Source organism: Streptomyces sp. NPDC020875 (assembly GCF_040641415.1).
Classification (GTDB): domain Bacteria; phylum Actinomycetota; class Actinomycetes; order Streptomycetales; family Streptomycetaceae; genus Streptomyces.
Genome location: NZ_JBFADP010000018.1, coordinates 58,660 through 73,015, shown reverse-complemented (window position 1 = coordinate 73,015; position 14,356 = coordinate 58,660). Strand labels below are relative to the sequence as shown.

Below are 14,356 nucleotides of genomic sequence, written 5' to 3'. Positions count from 1 at the left end.
AGTCGTCACCGCGAAGAGTTGTCCACAGCCTGTGGAGAAGCGCGACGCCGCGGCAGCGGCTCATACCGTCGTACGGAGTCAAAGAGACGGGCCCACGACAGGGCGGCGCGGGCGTCGACGCCATGTGCGCCCGCCCGCGCCCCCGCGCCGTGCGTACGTCAGCGCCGTACGGCCGCCAGCCCGGCCGCTCCGGCGCGCGCGGCACCGCCCCGCGCGCCTTCCCTGGTGACGGCCTCGCGACCGGCGTCCCGCGCCCCGGCGGCCGAGACCGCTGCGGCGATCTCCCGTACGGTCGCGGCGTGTCGCGCCCCTCGCGTGTCGCCGGGGCGGGAGGCCGCGCCGAGCGGTACGGCCCGGTCGACCTCGCACCAGATGGCCTTGCCGTGGCCTTCCTGCCGCCAGCCCCACCGGTCGGCGAGGCCGTCCACGAGTTCCAGGCCGCGGCCATTGGTCTCGTCGTCGTCGGCGGTCCGCCGCCGGGGCGGCCGGGCGCAGCGGTCCGCGACCTCGACCCGGACCGTGCCCGCCTCGGCCTTGCCGAGGCCGAAGAGCACTCGCAGGACGGCCGGACAGCCGGTGTGGACGACCGCGTTGGTGACCAGTTCCGAGATCAGCAGGATCAGGGTCTCCGCCAGTGGCTCGTCGTGCTCTATCCCGGATCCGACGAGCCGGGACCGCGCCCACCTACGGGCCCGTCCCACCTCCGCGGGATCGGGACCGACCTCCAACTGAACCTGGAGCACCTGCACCGCTCACACCATCCGAACCGGCGGACACATCGCCTCGCGCCTCGACTGGGTCTCTCCCGACGGGGTCACGGAACGTGACTCCCTCGCGGGACAGCATGGTTGACGTACAGTCACCGCAACAAGCGCTTCGGGCATATTCCAGCGCGAAGGATGACACGGGGTACACACTGTGCGACACCTGCCACGGCGAGTCGAACAGGGGCTCGTGACCCGCTCACCCGTGGTGTGAGCGGCGCGCATTCCCTGGCACGGGGACACCGCTGGGGCACCACCGTGGCCGTCACGCCTCGGTACGACTCGCATTTCACGCAGCGTACCGGAGTAAGCGCCCGACGACGGCCCGTGACGAGTCATCCGAAGGACACAACACGATATCGACGCAACGTGACGCCGGATGGTGCTATAGCGCCACGAAGCCGCGCGGCGCCCCGAATCCCGCCCGGACTCCGGGCTCCGGCCCGCGCCCCTCGCGTAAGACATCCCGTACGCCATCGCGTACGACATCGCGCGAACCTCGTTGACGATCCGCGCCGTTCCGCGACGGAAGGCTTCCGCCGGAGACCGGGGACGGGAGACGGGAACGCCGGGGGGCCTGTGCCGCTTTCCGCTGGCGGGGGAGGCACGGGAGCGCGATCGGCGCGGTGCAGCCGACCGAATGCGGGTCGCCCCCGCGCCCCACCCCGATGGCCCCGTCAGGCCACCGCCGTGCCCTCCAGTTCGACGAGTTGGGCCGGGAGCGCCAGCCGGGACACGCCGAGCAGGGTGGTCGCCGGGGCCACCCCCGCCGCGCCCAGGCGGGACGCCAGGACGTCGTAGTGCTCGAAGAACAGATCGACGTCCGTCGTATAGACATTGAGCCGTACGAGGTGGGTGAGGTCCATGCCCGCCTCGGCGAGTACCGCCTCCAGGTTGTGCAGGCTGAGCGCCGTCTGGGCCGCCATGTCTCCTTCGTGCAGCGGCTTGCCGTCGGCGCTCATCGCGGCCTGGCCCGAGCAGTACAGGGTGCGGGTATGGCCGGAGACCGACTCGCCCTGGTTGAAGCCCAGCGGCAGGGACCATGTCACCGGGTTGACCGCCGTGCGTACTACTTCCGCCGTCATTTCGGCTCCTTGCTACCGGGGGCGTACGGCCGCGTCCGCCGTTCGTCGTCGCGTCCGCCGCCCGTCCTTCAGGTCGTACGACCAGACTCCCGGCCCTTCGCGACACCTTGTGTCATGTATTCGGCTACGGTTCCCGGATGCGCGCCGACCGGCTGGTCTCCCTGGTTCTGCTGCTGCGCCAACGCGGGCGGATGCCGGCCGCCGCCCTCGCCCGTGAGCTGGAGGTCTCGACCCGGACCGTGCTACGCGACATCGAGGCGCTGTCGTCGGCGGGCGTCCCCGTCTACGCCGAGCGGGGCCGGAACGGCGGCTTCGCCCTGCTGCCCGGTTTCCGGACCGAGCTGACCGGGCTCAGCCATGACGAGGCGCTGGCCCTGCTGGTCGCCGGGTCCCGGCGCGGCGCGCAGGTCTTCGGGCTCGGTTCGGCGCTGGCGTCCGCGATGCTCAAGGTGGTCGACGCGCTGCCCGACGACTACCGGGCGGCCTCGTCCGACGCGGCCCGGCGGCTGCTCGTCGACCCCGAGACCGATCTCCTGTCCCGGCCGGTGACCACCGTCGACGACGTACCGGACGGTGTTCTGGCCGAGATCCGGCGCGCGGTGCTCACCGGCCACAAGCTGCGGATCCGGTACGCCCCGGCCGCCACGGGCGCCGCCGACCGGGTCCCGGAGTGGCGCACGGTGGACCCGATCGGGCTGGTCACCGTACGCGGACAGGGCTATCTGCTGGCCACCAGGGGCGGCGCCGACCGCACCTACCGCCTGGACCGGGTGTCGGCCGCCGAGGAGACCGACACGACCGCCGAACGGCCGGAGCGGGTCGACCTTGAGCAGACCTGGCGGGATCGCGGTACCCGGTTCCGTACCGGTGGCGGGCAGCAGATCGCCGTCCGGGTACGGGTCGATCCGGCGCGCCGCGACGAGCTGGCGGCCACGGCACTGGCCGTACGCGCCGAGGAACCGGGCTTGGACGGCCGTCCGCTGCTGGAGCTGGCCTTCCAGGACCGGGAGCACGCCGAATGGGCGCTCTGGCGGTACTCCGTGGAAGCGGAGGCGCTCTCCCCGCGGTGGCTGCGTACGGCGTTGCGCGACCGGGCCGCCGCGATCGCCGCCCGCTACGCCGACGGTGGCATCGGCGGGCCCGCCGGGGATGAGAATTCCTGATCGAACGCGCCCGGCTCGATCCGTCGTATGACGCATTGACCCCACTACGCCGTCACCGGTTGCATGTGGGGGTCCTCCGGTAGGTAACCGGGGGAAACACCTGGCTGGGGGGAAAATGAGGGGAAACACGAACCGGGGCGCCACCCGGCGCGCCCGGGCGGCTCTGGGCGCGGTGGTGGTGATCTGCGCGGTCACGGCGTTATTGCCGGGGGCGGCCTCGGCGCTGCCCGCCGCGAACTCGGCCGCCGACGGGCCCGCCGCCGGATCGACCGGTGGAGCGACCGCCGTACGGGGTCCCGGGGCGGCCGGACCGGGCGGCCCGGGGGCCGTCGCCGTCAGTACGGCGGGGGTCGACCGGATCAGCGTCGCCGCCGACGGCACCCAGGGTGACAACGATTCCACCGGCGCCTCGATCACACCCGACGGCCGCCATATCGTCTTCGCGTCGTCGGCGACCAACCTGACGGCCGACGCGCCGACCGGGGACAACCAGGGGTTCGTCCACGACCGGCGCCCAGGCCAGACCAAGCGGCTGGGGAATCTGGCCCCGCTCCAGCCGCCGGTGATCAGCGGCGACGGGGAGTACGCCGCCTATCCGGTGCAGTGGATGCGCAATGTCCGGCTCCGCCAGTTCCAGATCGGCACCGGCGCGTCGATCGCCTCGAACTGCGCGGCCTGGAGCTGCAACCAGGCGTCGATCAACGCCGACGGCGACTCCATCGCCCTGGTCACGTACGCCCATTCGCCGACGCCCAGCCAGCGCGTCGAGGTCCAGGACGGGTACACGACGACGACCATCGCGACATTCGGCCACACCCAGTACTCGCTGCCGTCCATCAGCGGCGACGGCCGCTATGTCGCCTATCAGGACGCCCAGGCGGGCGATGTCTTCCTCCGCGACCGGACCGCCGGTACGACCACGGGCCCGATCGAGGGCGCGTCCCAGCCGGCGACGGTCGTCCAGATCAGCGACGGCGGCGGCAAGGTCGTCTATCTGTCGGGCGCGGACACCTACGTCTACGACGTCGCTACGGCCACGTCCCAGCTGGTCGCCGGGGTGAAGGGCGTGGCCATCGATCCGACGGGCCGCTATCTGCTGTACACGGCGCACGCCCCGAACACCCCGTCGCTCACCCTGCGCGATCTGCGGACCGGTACCGACGACGTCGTGTCGGCCCAGCCCGCGACGGCCCGGACGGACGCGGTCAGCACGGGCGGCCGGGACGTGGTCTTCCACTCGGCGGCGAACGACATCGTGCCCGGCGACACCAACGGCAAGTCGGACGTCTTCGTCCGCAGCTTCTTCTGACGCCCCGGGGGCCCGGACGCACGGCCTCCGGCTCCCGAAGGCAACAAAAAGGGTGCCGCCTCGCGGAAGCGAAGCGGCACCCTCATTCGGAGCGCTGGGCAGGCCTTGCACCTGCATCTCCCCACAGGAAGTGGGGCGCCTTTCCTTGGACCACCAACGCGCGGCTGGTTACCGGGTGTTCCGGTGCCCGCTCAACACGATGATCTTATCCCATGATCGGGGCGGGGCGCGCCGCCGACGGGACCGGTTCACCGCGTGGCGCCGGGACCGGAGCCAGACCCAGACCCGGTGTCGGTCTCGGCGGCGAGCAGGGCCGCGAAGGGAACGGCCGATTCGCGGGTCGAGGCGGTCACGATGCTGTGCTTCGCCAAGTCCTCCCCTTCCGCCGGAATGTCCTTCTGGGAATCCCGGGAGACCTGCGAGATCCGGAAGCGCAGGCTCTCCCGCGCGGTGTCGTCCAGCTCGATCCAGGTGGTGAGATAGCGCTGGTGCCGGGTCACCTCCGAGACGTAGGTGGCGGGGGACAGCGCCCCGTAGTGCGCGAAGTACTGGCAATCACCGCAGGCGACCAGGTCCTTCTCCCCCGGGCGCTTCGCCCAGGAGGGCTGGTCGGTGGCGAACTCCTTACCGAGCCGTCCGCGATCGTGGCGCAGGAGGAACACTTCCGCGAGGGCGACCATCTCATTGAAATCCGCGGACTTGGAGACCTGGACCACCGTCTCCTTGACGCGCTTCTCCTTGGGCTGGAGCGTTTCCATGGCCGGAATGAACGAACCCGAGTTGACGCTGTAGAACTCGGCGCGGTCGGCATAGCCCTCGCGCTCGGTGGTCGTCGACAGATCGCTCTGCCACTCCTCCGGGCTCTCCGCGCGGAGGTCGGAGTGGAAGTCGCTCGTCCGGCCCAGGACCCGGTATCTGGTCTGGAGGGCGTAGACGGGGACCGTACCCAGGTTCCGGACGGTGATCGTCAGCGGAAGGTGGATCACCGGTTTCACCGGGTCCGCGACGGGGGTGCCGAACGCGGTGTCCACAGCGAGGGCCGTCGGGGAGAAATGCGGCTGGTAGACGGTGGTGTACCCGAGATTGACCGCCGTCGCCAGGGCGGTGGCGGTCAGGCCCGCGGTGAAGCCCTTGGGGTGGCGGATGCCCTCCCAGGCGTGGTGGCGGCCGAGCGTCCAGAGCGCCCACAGCGACCAGAACCACAGGGGGATGAAGACGAAGGAGTGGGGGGTGAACTCCGTCCTCGGGAGCCAGAGGAGGCAGAGCAGGCCGGTCGTGATGAACGCGCCGATCGACCCGGCCAGGACGATCGGGCCCGAGTAGCGGAATTTACGCCTGCCCCAGTAGTCGAAGGACGCCGCCGCCCCCGCCGCGGCGAGCGCTCCGAAGAGGACGAAGAGGAGTCCGGTGATCCGCCCGGCGAAGGTCGGCGCCCGCAGGACGTCCGTCCGGCCGATCCACAGGAGCAGGGCGGCGGCCACGACCAGCCCGGCGGCGGTCGCCGCGGTCATCGGCCACCGGTTCCACGGCCGCGTGGATGGCGCGGCGGCTTCCTGGGGCGGCGGCTCGGCGGCCACCCGGGGCGGCCCCCCGCTCATGCGCCCGCCGTCCCGGCGCCGGTACGGACCCGCACGCCCGCCCGCCGGACCCGGCTGCCCGCCCGGACCCGCGCGCCCGCCCGCGCCCTCATGCCTGCCCGGTCTCGAAGCGGCTGATCTTGCCGCCGTCGACGGTGAACCGCCAGGCCGTACGCATCTCGCCCCAGGTGTCGTTGCGGTAGTCGGCGACCAGGCGGAGCCCGTCATGGGTCTGTTTCTGGATGTCCATATGACCGCCGGAGGAGAAGATCTCCCGCTCGGTCCAGTCCGCGACGTCCCGGTCGGACCCGTCGTCCGACATGGTGGCCCCGGGGGTCAGGGCGGCGGTGAAGGCGGCGCGGTCCCCGGCGTTGAGCGCGCGGACGAAGGCGCGTACGGCCGGTTCGGTGAGCTTGTCGAGGGCGATCGTCATGATCTCTCCAGGGGTACGGCTGCGGATCCGCCCCCGCCCGCCAGCAGACCCCACACCTCCGCCCGGCGCCACCGCTGGCCGCCACCCGGGCGGCGGCCGTCCTGTTAGGGTCCCGGCCATGCCCCGTACGGACCGCGCATCCCGGCTGATCACCGCCCCGCCCGCCCGCGTCTGGGCCGCCCTCGTCGACCGCGACGCCCTCACGGCCTGGCTGCCCCCGGCGGGTATGACGGGCCGCTTCGACCATTTCGACGCCCGGCCGGGTGGCTCGTACCGTCTGGTCCTCACCTATCCGGACGCGTCCGGTGCGCACGGCAAGGCCACCGCCGACACCGATGTGGTCGACGGCCGGTATGTGGACATCGTCCCGGGCGTACGGGTCGTCCAGGCAGCCGACTTCGTCTCGGACGACCCCGCCTTCGCGGGCACGATGACCATGACCTGGGCCGTCACGCCAGTGGCGGAGGGGACCCGGGTCGACATCGTCGCCGAGGGTGTCCCGGACGGCATCTCGGCCGAGGACCACGCCGAGGGCCTGGCCTCCTCCCTCGCGAACCTCGCGGCGTTCGTGGAGCGATAGGCGCCCCCGGGGAGTCCGCCGTTCGGCGTACCCGGCGCGTCGCCATGCCCTCCGGCCCGCCCCGACCCGGCAGTCTGCACCCGTCGGACCCGGAGAACCGGGACCGCGACCGGGATCGAGGGACGTATCAGGTGCACGACACGAACGACGAAGCGGCCACGGTACGCGGCCCCGGGCGCGGGCGGCGCTGGACCATGCTCGCGGTCCTCTGCTCCAGCCTGCTGCTGGTCGCCATGGACGCCACGATCCTCAATGTGGCCCTGCCGTCGCTGATCGCCGATCTCCAGCCGGACGCCCTCCAGCAGCTCTGGATCATCGACGTCTACGGGCTGGTCCTCGGCGGGCTGCTGGTCACCACCGGTGGGGTCGGCGACCGCTACGGCCGCAAGCGGCTCTTCCTCGCCGGTTTCGTGCTCTTCGGTATCGCGTCGGTGCTGGCCGCCACGGCGGACTCGTCGGCGCAGCTCATCGCCGGGCGTGTCCTGCTCGCCATCGGCGGTGCGATGGTGATGCCCTCCACGCTCTCCCTGATCCGCAATATCTTCCACGACCCCCACGAACGGACCCTCGCGATCGGGGTCTGGGCGGCCGTCGCGGGCGCGGGCGCCGCGATCGGCCCGCTGGTCGGCGGCATTCTGGTCGAGGAGTACGACTGGTCGGCGGCGTTCTGGGTCAATGTCCCCGTCGTCGTGGTCACCGTCGTCGCGGGCGTCTTCCTGCTCCCGGAGTTCAAGGACGCGGGCCACGGCCGGCTGGACTGGGCGGGCGCGGCGCTCTCGGTCGCCGGGATCATCGCCCTCGCCTGGGGCATCAAGAACCTCGCGAAGAACGGCCCCGAGGCCGGGGGCCTGCTGACCCTGGCCGCCGGGCTCGTCCTGCTCGCCCTCTTCACGCGCCGCCAACTCGGCCTGGCGGACCCCCTGCTGGACGTACGCCTCTTCCGGCGGCCCGCGTTCACCGCCGCCGCCCTCGCGACCCTGATGGCGATGCTGGCGATCGGCGCGGCGCTGTTCCTGCTCTCCCTCTGGATGCAGTACGTCCACGGCTACTCCCCCTCCGAGGCGGGCCTGCGCACCCTGCCCGTCGCCCTCGCGGGCCTCGCGGGCTCCCTTTCGGCCCCGTGGCTGATGCGGCACGCGGGCGTCCGGGCCACGATGACGTCCGGCCTCGCCGCGATCACCGCCGGGTTCCTGATCCTGGCGCTCTCCCCGGAGCCGACGACCTATCCGTATGTCGCGGTCATCTTCGTCGCCATGGGACTCGGCGAAGGCATCGCGATCACCACGGCCGCCGCCGTACTGGTCTCCGCCGTCCCCGCCGAACGCGCGGGTCAGGCGGGCGCGGTCTCCGAGACCTCGTACGAACTCGGCGTCGGCCTCGGCGTCGCGTTCCTCGGCTCGGTCCACGCGGCGGCGTACGCGTCCCATATGACGGGCCACCCCGCGAAGGCCCGCGACTCGATCGGCGAGGCTGCCGAACTGGGCGACCCGGCGGTACTGGAGGCCGCCCGCGCCGCGTTCGACTCGGCGCTGACCACCACGTCATGGGTGTCGGTCGGCATCGTCGGCACGGTGACGATCCTGGTCGCGGCGCTGGTGCCACGCGGTTTCAAGGCGACGTCGGCGCACTGAGCGTTCCCGGTGATCGGGTCGGCGGGCGGCGTAACCGGTCGGGCGCTGATGTCCGCCGAGGTGGCGGGGACTGTCGGTGGGCGGTGACAGGATCACCGGCATGGGCTTCGTACGTACTCCGCCGCGGCCGGTCGAGGTGACCGCTGTCTTTCCCGAGCTGGCTCCCCTGGCACGACCTGCGATACGGCTGCATCCGCGTCCCGGATCGCCTTCGACCGGGGACAGCTCGGTCGGCGGGCCGTTGCTGTGGCCGGCCGGGGAGCCGTGGCCGCACTGCGAAGCCGCACATCTGCACGTGGACACCGGATTCCGGCAGTCGCCGACCCGGGTACGGCTCGAGAGACGCCTACAGTCCCGTTGGCGCCCTGATGGCCTGCTCCCCGGGTACACACCCGAGGAGCAGGCGCTCAAAGAACGCGACGACGCACGGTTCACTGAACGGTTCGACGCAGGCCCACCCTGGCCCGACGAATGCCCGGTCCCGATGCTGCCCGTGGCACAGCTGTTCCTGCGAGACATACCCCTGTTGCGACCGCCCGGGCAGGCCGATCTGCTTCAGATTCTCTGGTGCCCGTACGAACACGAACCGGATTACAAGCCGTTGACCGCACTGTTCTGGCGGTCGGCCGCAGAGGTCGGCAGCATTCTCGCCACACCACCGGAACCGTACGAGGCGGACTATCCGGGTTACGTGCCGGAGCCGTGCGTGCTGGCGCCGGAAGCGATCACCGAGTACCCCAACAGCCTTGATCTGAGCCCGGAGCTACAGCGGATGCTGGAGGACTGGAACAGATGGCAGGCAGCGGGCGACGACGTGGACAGCTCCTACGCGGAGTACCCACGCGAGTTCTACTCCACTCATCTGGGCAACGCGCCTGGCTGGAAAGTCGGGGGGTGGCCCCCCTGGGGCCGCACCGACCCGATCCCCCGGTACTGCGCCGTGTGCGAGGTGCAGATGGTCCCGCTCGTGACGATCGCATCCTGGGAGTGGGACGGCGGCGAAGGTGACAGCTGGGCGCCGCAGGAAGACCGGGCTGCCGCCGCCGGCTCCCACCACACGGGCCGGAATCCCTCACAGCCGACGAGCGTGGAGGTAGGCAGCACGGACAACATGCAGATCTACGTCTGCCCGGCTTCCGCCGAGCATCCGCACACCGACCTGATCCAGTGATTTCGCCGGGCCTGTCACACACTCTCCACGGCCGGGACCAAGGGTTCCCGATCGAAGGCGTGTGACAGGCTCCGGTGGTCCGAGGCGACTTGGGAAAGTCACCCCGTTCAACCGGAGCTCCACCGCGTGCGTGACGGCCCAGCCCGCGCTCCTTGGACCGCCGCGACCTGCGGACCCTCAGGGCTGATCGCACCAGGAGAACGCCGCGATCCGCCAGCCCTCCGGGGTGCGGACGAACTGGATGGTCTTGGTCCCGCCGCCCTCGAACGGCTCGCCGTCCAGGATGCCGGCCTTCCGGTACTGGCCGAACCGCGACGCGATATCGCCCGCGATCTCGGTTCGCTCGGAGGTCTCCCACTCCGAGAACTCGACCAACCGGCCGTCGGCGAGCAGGCGTTCGCGCGGCTCGATGAACTCGTCCACGGTGTATACCGTGTACGTCGGCCCGGTCAGCACGATCACACCACCCGGAATGACCAGCCGGCGGATCCGGGCCACGTCCGCGGCCTTGCCACCGCGGTTGTCGAAGGCTCCGAAGAACTCGGCGACTATCGCGTCAATCTCGATCTTGGACATGGCGCGACGGTAACACCGCTATGGGGCAACGGACATGGCGTGGCGGCGACTTCGGTCCAGGGCGCCCACGAGATCATGCGACTTCGCAACAGCCCTGCCTAGGAAACCGGGCTGCTTCCGGCCAAGCCACCGTCATTCTCGAGCAGCGCAAGCCTCGGTCGGTCACATCTCCATGTAGTCCGCCTTGTCGTTCCAGTTTCCGCCCGTCGGGTAGCTGCCGCTGGTGAAGTCGTAGCAGTACCCGACATGCATAGAGAAGTACGGGTCGGGCATGGCCGTTCGGGCGTCATAGACAAGCGCGCCACCGATACTCCGGTTCACGCAGCCGGCGCTGGCCTTGTCCCGGAAATTCCAGTCACCGAGTTGTTTCGTTCCCTTGGCCGACCACTGGAGACGGCGCCCGGTGAAGTCGGAGTGCTCCCACAGGCAGACCCACCCGAAAGCGCAGTCCCTACTCGCACTGGGCTTGAGTTGTCCGTCGGCCTGCGCCGGAACTCCGCCGCCCCCGGCTCCCTTCGCGACTTCGGGAGCGATGGCGGCCAGAGCCCGGTCGGCCTCCTCCGCCGTGTCGTAGCAGTAGACCCGGCCACTCGGCACCTCCGAGCAAGCCTGGGCGCCCTGCCACCCCTTCGCCAGATTGATCTTCTTGCCCTTGTAGTCGGCGATAATGGGACGCGACTTGTCGAGGCCCTGCTGACGGCCATCCTCGGCACGGGCCTCCGTGCCGCTTTGGCGTAATGCGCCGGGCTCCTGTGCCGCAGACGCTGTTGTGACACCAGTAACCATGGCACATAATGCGGTAACGATCGGAACGAGCACGCGCAAGGGACGCATGTGACCTCCTGTGTAGGCGCTTCCGCGTTATTCACAGGGAGTTCACAGCATTCAATCGACGGCAGGAACACATCACTCGGTGATATACGTTTCCCAGCCGCATCGCGTCCCCATGCGCGCTCTTGCACGGCCGCCGCCCCCCGGTGTATTGCCTGGGCGGAAGCGGCACGGCTACGGCACCACCCCGGCCTTGTCGACGACACCGCTCTCGACGAGCGCCACGGAAGTGACGACCGTTCCGGACTTGCCCCAGGAGCTGTCTTCGACAAGTACCGTTCGTTCGCCCAGAAGCCGCGACGTACTCTTCTCGAAGATCCACTCGATGCGCTCGCCCTTGTGCACGCGGACGACCGCGACCCCGCGACGCCCGGCGGCGTCCACGGCGTCGGGCACGACATCGACGCCCGGGATCAGGGCAGCGGCACGGTAGAGAGCGGCGGCGGTCTCGGGTGGGGTCACCCCGTTGCGGAGAAGATCACCGATGGTCACGAATGACTGCTGGTCCACACCGGTCGTGGAATCGGAACCGGATCCGTGATTCCGCTCAGCCTCGTCGCGGATCCGCCGTACCAGAGCCTCAGGGTCGTCCGGCAGGGCGGCCAGATAGTTGTACGTAGGCGAATTGAGGGTTCCGCTCCCGGGGCGCTCCGGCAGCAGCTGGTCCTCGCCACCCTTTCTGCGCAGTGTCCGCTCGCTGCCGTCGACCGCCGTCCACTGCTGCATCGCCTCGTCCTGGCGGAGGAGTTCCATCCGGCCTGCGGCGGTCTCGGACAGCACCGAGGTGTAGCCGACCGTCTTGATGTAGACGTACTGCCCGGCGCTTACCTTCGCCGGTGAGGACGCCGCAGCGGCCAAGGCGGCCCGTTCCAGCAGTTGGACCGAAGCGGCGGTGGCCGGTGGCGTGGCGTCCGGAGCGTCGGATGTGCCGAGACCGAGGACGACGGCGCTCGCGGTGACGGCCAGCACTGTGCCCAGCCCCAGAACCGTACGCCGCCTCAGGCCCGGCACCAGACCGGGAGCCCGGGATCGACCGTGCCCGCCGACCTCGTTCAGGAGGTGCCGACGGCGGGCTTCCATTCGTCCCGGGGCCGGTTCCGCGTGGTCGGGCGGCGGCAGTAACCGACGTGCCCGCTCACGCTCGGAACTTTCCTGCTCCGAAGTCATCGTGTGCCCCTTCTCTGGGATGCGCGGACCGGGACAGGCCCGCTACCCGTTATGTGTCCGTTTTCGCCGCTCGGTTCCACCGCATGCGGATCTACCGCCAGCTCCTCGGCTACGAGCTTTCGCAGCTTCTCCCGCGCACGTGAGAGCCGGGACCGTACGGTGCCCACCGGGATGCCCAGGGCCTCCGCGGTCGCCGCGTAGCCCAGGCCGGACCACACGACCAGGGTGAAGACCTCACGCTCCGATCGCTTCAGGCGGCGCAGAGCCCGGACGGCAACAGTGAGCCTCTGCGCGTCGGCCATCTGCCCGACCACCTCGTCGGAGAAGTCGGGCAGCGACTCCGGAGGGGGCAAGCGGGACATCGCGTCCCGGTGTCGTCGCGCTGTCCGCGCGATGTTGCGCAGAACGTTGGTCGCGATACCCAGCAGCCACGCCCGGACGCTTCTGACTTCCTCGCGCAACTTGTCACGTAATCGCCATGCCTCCAGAAAGGTCAGCGACATGACGTCTTCGGCGAGGGCCCAGTCACCCGTCGTCCGGACGGCATGAGCGTAGACAACGCGTGCGTGCTCGTCGAAGATCTCGGCGAACGCCGCCCGATCGCCGGACCGAACTCGTTCATTCAATGCGGACTCCACATCAACAAGTGTCCGCACGGCGCCTTCGGTTCCACTCCGTCTCAGCTCGGCAGGCGGGACCGGAATTTCAGACGGCGGACCCGGTCCGGGATCGGCCGGGAACAGCCGTTCCCAGCACCGCGTGATCACTTCCCGTCTGCTTACGCTGCACAGGCAACTGCCCGCCCCCGCAACGTAAGAGGAACGTATGAGCAACTCCCTGCCCGTCGTCCTGCTGCACGGTTCCTGGCACGGAAGCTGGTGCTGGAGCCCGGTCACCGAGCGGCTGACCGCCCGGGGGATCACCTCGGTCGCGGTCGATCTCGAAGGGCACGGCGTGCGCGGCCCCTCGCCCAGTGCCCGCTGGGCCCGGCCGTTCGACGCGGCCGCTTTCGCCACCGCCCCGTCGCCGGTCGCGCACGTCACCGCGTCGTCTGCGGCGGCGCTCCTCATCGAGCAGATACGGGCGATAGGCGCCGGCCGTCCCTGCTTCCTGGTGGCCCACAGCATGGGCGGGGTCGTCGCCACGGCGGTTGCGGAGCGCGCCCCCGAACTCGTCGCCGGAGTCGTCTACGTCACGGCGATCGCCCCGGTCAGCGGGCAACCGGCCGAGTATTACGCCGGTTTGCCGGAGAACGCGGGCGCGAAGGTCGGCCCGCTGATCGTGGGCGACCCGCAGACCTTGCGCGCGGCCCGTATCGACCCCGGTGACGCGACCCGGCGGGCCGCCGCCAAGGAAGCCTTCTACCACGACGTCGACGACCGTACGGTGGACGCGGCGATCGCCCTGCTGACCACGGACGCGCCGAGGGGCATCCCCGGCGAGCGGCTGACGGTCACCAGGGAGCGTTACGGCAGCCTGCCGCACTCCTATGTGGTCTGCACCCGCGACAACGCGATACCCGTGGCGCTCCAGCGCCGCTTCGTCCGGGAGATCGACGCCGTGTCGACCACGCCGACGACGGTCACTGAGCTGGCCAGCTCCCACTCACCGTTCCTGTCGCAGCCCGCCGCGCTCACCGGGGCGATCGCGGCGGCCGTGGGCTCGGCGTAGCTCTCAGACCGCGTCGAGACCGCCGGACTTCACGCCCCCGACGAAGGCGGAGAACGCCTCGGCGGGCACGGCGAGTACGGGCCCGTCCGGAATCTTGGAGTCCCGTACGGAGACGGCGCCGCCGGGTGCGACGAGGTTGGCGGCGATCTCGACGCAGTCGCCGCCGTTATTGCTGTACGAGGACTTGGCCCAGCTCGGGGCCTTCACTTCCGTGAGGAAGGCGGTGAAGGCGGTGGCGGGGAGAGTCAGTACGGGCCCGTCCGGGCGCTTGGAGTCCCGGACGGGCACGATGCCGTATGCCTGGGCAAGGTTGGCGGCGACCTCGACGCAGGCGCCACCGTTGTCGCTGTAGGAGGACGTGAGGAACTCGGGTTCGGTCACGGTGACCCCTTTCGCAG

At 70.6% G+C, this 14,356-nt stretch carries 15 protein-coding genes and 1 pseudogene; 6 read left to right on the top strand and 10 right to left on the bottom strand.

Annotated features, from left to right (window positions below):
• Positions 1-158 precede the first annotated feature (158 nt).
• Positions 159-749, bottom strand: a complete 591-nt coding sequence (locus tag AB0G74_RS12955; protein ID WP_361144386.1) for an ATP-binding protein — start codon at positions 747-749, stop codon at positions 159-161.
• A gap of 692 nt (positions 750-1,441) precedes the next feature.
• Complete coding sequence (locus tag AB0G74_RS12950; protein WP_361144383.1) at positions 1,442-1,849, bottom strand: RidA family protein; 408 nt, start codon at positions 1,847-1,849, stop codon at positions 1,442-1,444.
• 137 nt (positions 1,850-1,986) lie between these two features.
• On the opposite strand from AB0G74_RS12950, the gene AB0G74_RS12945 reads away from it, so the two are divergent.
• Together AB0G74_RS12945 and AB0G74_RS12940 are read left to right on the top strand one after the other, a co-directional pair.
• Positions 1,987-3,012 carry a WYL domain-containing protein gene (locus AB0G74_RS12945; RefSeq protein ID WP_361144380.1) on the top strand — a complete coding sequence of 342 codons (1,026 nt, stop codon included), beginning with the start codon at positions 1,987-1,989 and terminating at the stop codon, positions 3,010-3,012.
• A 115-nt stretch (positions 3,013-3,127) separates the two neighbouring features.
• Positions 3,128-4,321: a hypothetical protein gene (locus AB0G74_RS12940; RefSeq protein WP_361144377.1), complete on the top strand. Its 1,194-nt coding sequence runs from the start codon at positions 3,128-3,130 to the stop codon at positions 4,319-4,321.
• Between the two features lie 248 nt (positions 4,322-4,569).
• Here the strand turns inward: AB0G74_RS12940 and AB0G74_RS12935 are convergent, their stop codons facing one another.
• Both AB0G74_RS12935 and AB0G74_RS12930 read right to left on the bottom strand, forming a co-directional pair.
• Entirely contained in the window at positions 4,570-5,832 is a 1,263-nt protein-coding gene (locus AB0G74_RS12935) for a hypothetical protein (RefSeq protein WP_361144375.1), read from the bottom strand.
• 175 nt (positions 5,833-6,007) lie between these two features.
• A complete protein-coding gene (locus AB0G74_RS12930; RefSeq protein WP_361144372.1) occupies positions 6,008-6,331 on the bottom strand; it encodes a nuclear transport factor 2 family protein in 324 nt (107 codons plus the stop codon).
• Positions 6,332-6,449: 118 nt separating this feature from the next.
• Between AB0G74_RS12930 and AB0G74_RS12925 the strand changes: the two genes are divergently transcribed.
• From AB0G74_RS12925 to AB0G74_RS12915, 3 genes are all read left to right on the top strand, one after another.
• The gene (locus tag AB0G74_RS12925; protein WP_361144368.1) at positions 6,450-6,911 is read left to right on the top strand and encodes an SRPBCC family protein; all 462 of its coding nucleotides are present in this window, start codon (positions 6,450-6,452) and stop codon (positions 6,909-6,911) included.
• Between the two features lie 194 nt (positions 6,912-7,105).
• Complete coding sequence (locus AB0G74_RS12920) at positions 7,106-8,542, top strand: MFS transporter (RefSeq protein WP_361144505.1); 1,437 nt, start codon at positions 7,106-7,108, stop codon at positions 8,540-8,542.
• Between the two features lie 100 nt (positions 8,543-8,642).
• Complete coding sequence (locus AB0G74_RS12915) at positions 8,643-9,713, top strand: hypothetical protein (protein ID WP_361144366.1); 1,071 nt, start codon at positions 8,643-8,645, stop codon at positions 9,711-9,713.
• A gap of 177 nt (positions 9,714-9,890) precedes the next feature.
• Here AB0G74_RS12915 and AB0G74_RS12910 read toward each other — a convergent pair whose 3' ends face one another.
• The 4 genes from AB0G74_RS12910 to AB0G74_RS12895 all read right to left on the bottom strand — a co-directional run bounded on the left by AB0G74_RS12910 (position 9,891) and on the right by AB0G74_RS12895 (position 12,925).
• Positions 9,891-10,289, bottom strand: a complete 399-nt coding sequence (locus AB0G74_RS12910; protein ID WP_361144363.1) for a nuclear transport factor 2 family protein — start codon at positions 10,287-10,289, stop codon at positions 9,891-9,893.
• Between the two features lie 162 nt (positions 10,290-10,451).
• Positions 10,452-11,123 carry a peptidase inhibitor family I36 protein gene (locus AB0G74_RS12905; RefSeq protein ID WP_361144360.1) on the bottom strand — a complete coding sequence of 224 codons (672 nt, stop codon included), beginning with the start codon at positions 11,121-11,123 and terminating at the stop codon, positions 10,452-10,454.
• Between the two features lie 171 nt (positions 11,124-11,294).
• The gene (locus AB0G74_RS12900; RefSeq protein WP_361144357.1) at positions 11,295-12,287 is read right to left on the bottom strand and encodes a CU044_5270 family protein; all 993 of its coding nucleotides are present in this window, start codon (positions 12,285-12,287) and stop codon (positions 11,295-11,297) included.
• The gene (locus AB0G74_RS12895) at positions 12,284-12,925 is read right to left on the bottom strand and encodes an RNA polymerase sigma factor (protein ID WP_361144354.1); all 642 of its coding nucleotides are present in this window, start codon (positions 12,923-12,925) and stop codon (positions 12,284-12,286) included. Before AB0G74_RS12895 ends, AB0G74_RS12900 begins: the two co-directional genes overlap by 4 nt.
• A gap of 187 nt (positions 12,926-13,112) precedes the next feature.
• Here AB0G74_RS12895 and AB0G74_RS12890 point away from each other — a divergent pair, with 187 nt between their 5' ends.
• Positions 13,113-13,958, top strand: coding sequence for an alpha/beta fold hydrolase (locus tag AB0G74_RS12890; protein ID WP_361144350.1), 846 nt, complete (start codon positions 13,113-13,115; stop codon positions 13,956-13,958).
• Positions 13,959-13,961: 3 nt separating this feature from the next.
• Here the strand turns inward: AB0G74_RS12890 and AB0G74_RS12885 are convergent, their stop codons facing one another.
• A complete protein-coding gene (locus AB0G74_RS12885) occupies positions 13,962-14,165 on the bottom strand; it encodes a DUF397 domain-containing protein (protein ID WP_361144502.1) in 204 nt (67 codons plus the stop codon).
• Positions 14,157-14,339, bottom strand: a pseudogene (locus AB0G74_RS12880) (DUF397 domain-containing protein); the annotation flags it as partial. The pseudogene AB0G74_RS12880 and the gene AB0G74_RS12885, both read right to left, overlap by 9 nt.
• Positions 14,340-14,356 lie beyond the last annotated feature (17 nt).

Coding starts and splice junctions, on each gene's coding strand:
- AB0G74_RS12940 (WP_361144377.1), top strand. CDS start 3,128: ATGAGGGGAAACACGAACCGGGGCGCCACCCGGCGCGCCCGGGCGGCT.
- AB0G74_RS12920 (WP_361144505.1), top strand. CDS start 7,106: ATGCTCGCGGTCCTCTGCTCCAGCCTGCTGCTGGTCGCCATGGACGCC.
- AB0G74_RS12905 (WP_361144360.1), bottom strand. CDS start 11,123: ATGCGTCCCTTGCGCGTGCTCGTTCCGATCGTTACCGCATTATGTGCC.
- AB0G74_RS12930 (WP_361144372.1), bottom strand. CDS start 6,331: ATGACGATCGCCCTCGACAAGCTCACCGAACCGGCCGTACGCGCCTTC.
- AB0G74_RS12945 (WP_361144380.1), top strand. CDS start 1,987: ATGCGCGCCGACCGGCTGGTCTCCCTGGTTCTGCTGCTGCGCCAACGC.
- AB0G74_RS12890 (WP_361144350.1), top strand. CDS start 13,113: ATGAGCAACTCCCTGCCCGTCGTCCTGCTGCACGGTTCCTGGCACGGA.
- AB0G74_RS12925 (WP_361144368.1), top strand. CDS start 6,450: ATGCCCCGTACGGACCGCGCATCCCGGCTGATCACCGCCCCGCCCGCC.
- AB0G74_RS12915 (WP_361144366.1), top strand. CDS start 8,643: ATGGGCTTCGTACGTACTCCGCCGCGGCCGGTCGAGGTGACCGCTGTC.
- AB0G74_RS12950 (WP_361144383.1), bottom strand. CDS start 1,849: ATGACGGCGGAAGTAGTACGCACGGCGGTCAACCCGGTGACATGGTCC.
- AB0G74_RS12900 (WP_361144357.1), bottom strand. CDS start 12,287: ATGACTTCGGAGCAGGAAAGTTCCGAGCGTGAGCGGGCACGTCGGTTA.
- AB0G74_RS12935 (WP_361144375.1), bottom strand. CDS start 5,832: ATGACCGCGGCGACCGCCGCCGGGCTGGTCGTGGCCGCCGCCCTGCTC.
- AB0G74_RS12910 (WP_361144363.1), bottom strand. CDS start 10,289: ATGTCCAAGATCGAGATTGACGCGATAGTCGCCGAGTTCTTCGGAGCC.